At 46.6% G+C, this 3092-nt stretch carries 5 protein-coding genes; 2 read left to right on the plus strand and 3 right to left on the minus strand.

Going from position 1 to position 3092, the window contains the following annotated elements:
• The 3 genes from B3182_RS12905 to B3182_RS12915 form a co-directional block, all read right to left on the minus strand.
• Window positions 1-385: methionyl-tRNA formyltransferase (locus B3182_RS12905; RefSeq protein WP_292753015.1), on the minus strand; the 385-nt coding region annotated here is incomplete at its 3' end.
• Window positions 386-393: 8 nt separating this feature from the next.
• Window positions 394-897 carry a peptide deformylase gene (gene def, locus B3182_RS12910; protein WP_292358535.1) on the minus strand — a complete coding sequence of 168 codons (504 nt, stop codon included), beginning with the start codon at window positions 895-897 and terminating at the stop codon, window positions 394-396.
• A gap of 37 nt (window positions 898-934) precedes the next feature.
• The gene (locus B3182_RS12915) at window positions 935-1252 is read right to left on the minus strand and encodes a c-type cytochrome (RefSeq protein ID WP_292358533.1); all 318 of its coding nucleotides are present in this window, start codon (window positions 1250-1252) and stop codon (window positions 935-937) included.
• Window positions 1253-1439: 187 nt separating this feature from the next.
• Between B3182_RS12915 and B3182_RS12920 the strand changes: the two genes are divergently transcribed.
• Together B3182_RS12920 and B3182_RS12925 are read left to right on the plus strand one after the other, a co-directional pair.
• Window positions 1440-2471 (plus strand): LysM peptidoglycan-binding domain-containing protein, encoded by a 1032-nt coding sequence (locus B3182_RS12920; RefSeq protein WP_414673343.1) that lies wholly within the window; start codon window positions 1440-1442, stop codon window positions 2469-2471.
• 10 nt (window positions 2472-2481) lie between these two features.
• A partial coding sequence (locus B3182_RS12925; RefSeq protein ID WP_292753054.1) for a DNA-processing protein DprA occupies window positions 2482-3092 on the plus strand: 611 nt, incomplete at its 3' end.

Here is a 3092-nt window from a genome sequence, read left to right on the forward strand (position 1 = left end):
TATCCCCAGCCAGGATGGCACGTTGAATCGGAGCGGCACCACGCCAGCGTGGTAACAGGGAGGCATGAACATTAATGCAGCCCAGTCGGGGAGTGTCCAAAACACTTTGTGGTAACAATAACCCATAGGCTACTACAATCATTAAGTCTGCCTGATAACTGGCAAGGGTAGCTCGATCGGCTTCAGCTTTGAAATTGAGTGGTTGTTCAACCGGGATATGGTGTTGTAAAGCAAGTTGCTTAACCGGGCTGGCAGTCAGTTTCCGACCTCTGCCAGCCGGACGATCCGGTTGTGAATAGACGGCGCAAATTTCATGTTCCGTTGTCAGTAGAGCCGCCAGCGTGGTTGCTGCAAAGTCCGGAGTGCCGGCAAAAATGATGCGCATGGATGTCCTTATAATTTTTGTTTCTGGTGTTTCTCCAGCCGTTTTTTGATGCGTTGACGTTTGAGATTACTAAGATAATCAACAAACAGTTTGCCTTCCAGATGATCGATTTCATGCTGAATACAGGTTGCCAGAATACCATCGGCATCCATTTCAAACGGTTCGCCTTGCAGATTCAATGCACGGACGCGGATCGTGTCAGCGCGGGTAACTGTTTCATAAGCTTCCGGTACCGAAAGACAGCCCTCTTCAAATTCACGTTCGCCTTCGGTTTCAATTAACTCGGGGTTAATCAAAAACAGCGGGCTGGTTTTATCTTCAGAAACATCGATAACAATTAACCGTTTCTGTTGATTAACCTGAGTGGCAGCAAGGCCAATGCCCGGAGCATCGTACATGGTTTCCAGCATATCATTTGCCAGCTGGCGGATTTCATCCGTTACCTTTTCAATAGGCTTCGCTTTCAGACGTAGCCTGGGATCGGGGAAGTGCAATATATTCAGTTGAGCCATTTCAGTACCTGCTATAAATCATTTCACCAGCAGTCAGTTATTTCAAACTTGAGTAATATGCTGCGAGGTTGGCGATATCTTCGTCTGACAAGTTATTCGCCTGCATCTGCATGATAGCGGCCATACCACCCTGGCGTTGCTTATCACGATAAGCTTTAAGCGCTGACACTAAATACTCAGCATTCTGTCCAGCGAGATTCGGATAAACTGGCATAATTGCGATGCCTTCAGCACCATGACAGGTTGAACAGACGGCGGACTTTGCCTTTCCGGCAGCAATATCGCCTTCAGCAATAGCCAGGGAATTCATCATAACGGCAGCAATGCCGATAATAAAACACAACGTTAATTTCATGCTGTTCTCCGTCAAGTAAGTTGGTATTGCCAGACTGAAAAAGTTTAACCAGTCGAGATATCGACACATTATAAACCAAGTTTGTTGCTGGATTACTTGATTAGTGTAATCGCTTATTAGACACTATGAGCCGTTGCTGTCTGTCCAGGGATAATGGCTGCCCTGTAGCGTCCATGAGGATTTTATGATGATACGTCACATCTGTTTAGGTTTCTTCGCCCTGTTGATGAGTGCTTCAGTGCTTGCAAATGAGGTGGCCCTTAATCCTGATCATCCGGATCGTTATGTGGTCGTTAAAGGCGATACACTTTGGGATATATCAGCCAAATTTCTGCAATACCCCTGGCACTGGCCTGAAATCTGGCAGGTAAATCCTCAGGTTGAAAACCCTCATCTTATCTATCCTGGCGATGAATTAACGCTGGTATATCGTGATGGTCGGCCAGTACTCAAGCTAAGCCGTGGACAGCAGACTTACAAACTTTCACCAGAAATGCGTGAAATTCGAATGGATGAAGCCATCCATACCATTCCTTTATCAATTATCCGACCTTTTCTGACGAAACCTCGAGTAGTCGGTGCTGAAGTTCTTGACGCTGCCCCCTATGTTGTTGCCACTTCTGATGAAAGATTATTGTCTGGAGCCGGCGATATTGTTTATGCCAAAGGTATTATTGATCCTGAGCAAAATGAATTTAATGTGTTCCGTGGCGGTAAGATTTATTTTGATCCCAATACCGGCGAAGAGCTCGGCGTTGAAGCTATATATACAGGCGATGCTGTGGTGAAAGAGCCCGGAGAGGTTTCCACGCTGGGGTTAACCTATACCAATCGTGAAGTGATGGTGGGAGATAGGTTGTTGCCTGTGGAAGAAGAGGATTTTGAACTTAACTTCATTCCCCGTGCGCCATCACAACCAATGGATGGCATGATTATTTCGGTATTTGACGGTGTATCGCAGGTGGGTCAGTATCAGATCATTGTGCTAAATCTCGGTACACTTGATGGTCTGGAAAGTGGCCATGTTCTTTCCGTATATAAAGCGGGTAAAACCATACGTGATGCCGTCAGCGAAGATCGTAAAGCGATGGTGACACTGCCTGATGTGCACGCCGGGGAGGCTTTGGTATTCAAGCTTTATGAAAAGGTAAGTTATGCGATTGTGATGAAAGCAACTACCTCCATGCACCTTTTTGACAAGGTGCGTTCTGCAGAATAAAGGAAACAGTTTGCATAGATTTTCTGCTTCGCAACTGTCTCTGGCATGTCAGCTGGCTCTGCAACGTATTCCCGGTGTAGGGCCAGCCACTTTTAACAAACTGCTACAGCAAGTTCATCAACCAGCTGATATTTTTCAAGCGCCAAGCTTATTAAAAGATGTTGATCCAAAAATTGTCTCGGCGCTACAAACGCCAGATTGGGAGCAGGTTGAGCGAGATTTGGAATGGCTATCAGCTGATAATCGCCATGTCATCGATCAACAACATCATCTTTATCCAGAGTTGCTTCAACAAATACCTGATCCTCCGGCTTTATTGTATGTTCAGGGGGATATCAATCTGCTTAACAACTGGCAGTTGGCGATTGTGGGTAGTCGTAACCCGACCGCTTCAGGCAGCGACACAGCATTTGAATTCGCGCGATACCTGGCTCAGGGCGATATTGTCATTACCAGTGGTGTGGCCACGGGTATTGATGCTGCCGCTCATAAAGGCGCTCTGGCAGCATCTGGCAAAACAATCGCGGTGATTGGTACCGGTTTGGATCGAGTGTATCCAGCATCACACAGAAATTTGGCACATCACATCGCCGAAGGGGGGGCGATTGTTTCTGAATTTCC

The organism is Methylophaga sp. UBA4204, from assembly GCF_002379485.1.
Taxonomy (GTDB): domain Bacteria; phylum Pseudomonadota; class Gammaproteobacteria; order Nitrosococcales; family Methylophagaceae; genus Methylophaga.

Coding starts and splice junctions, on each gene's coding strand:
- def (WP_292358535.1), bottom strand. CDS start 897: ATGGCTCAACTGAATATATTGCACTTCCCCGATCCCAGGCTACGTCTG.
- B3182_RS12915 (WP_292358533.1), bottom strand. CDS start 1,252: ATGAAATTAACGTTGTGTTTTATTATCGGCATTGCTGCCGTTATGATG.
- B3182_RS12920 (WP_414673343.1), top strand. CDS start 1,440: ATGATACGTCACATCTGTTTAGGTTTCTTCGCCCTGTTGATGAGTGCT.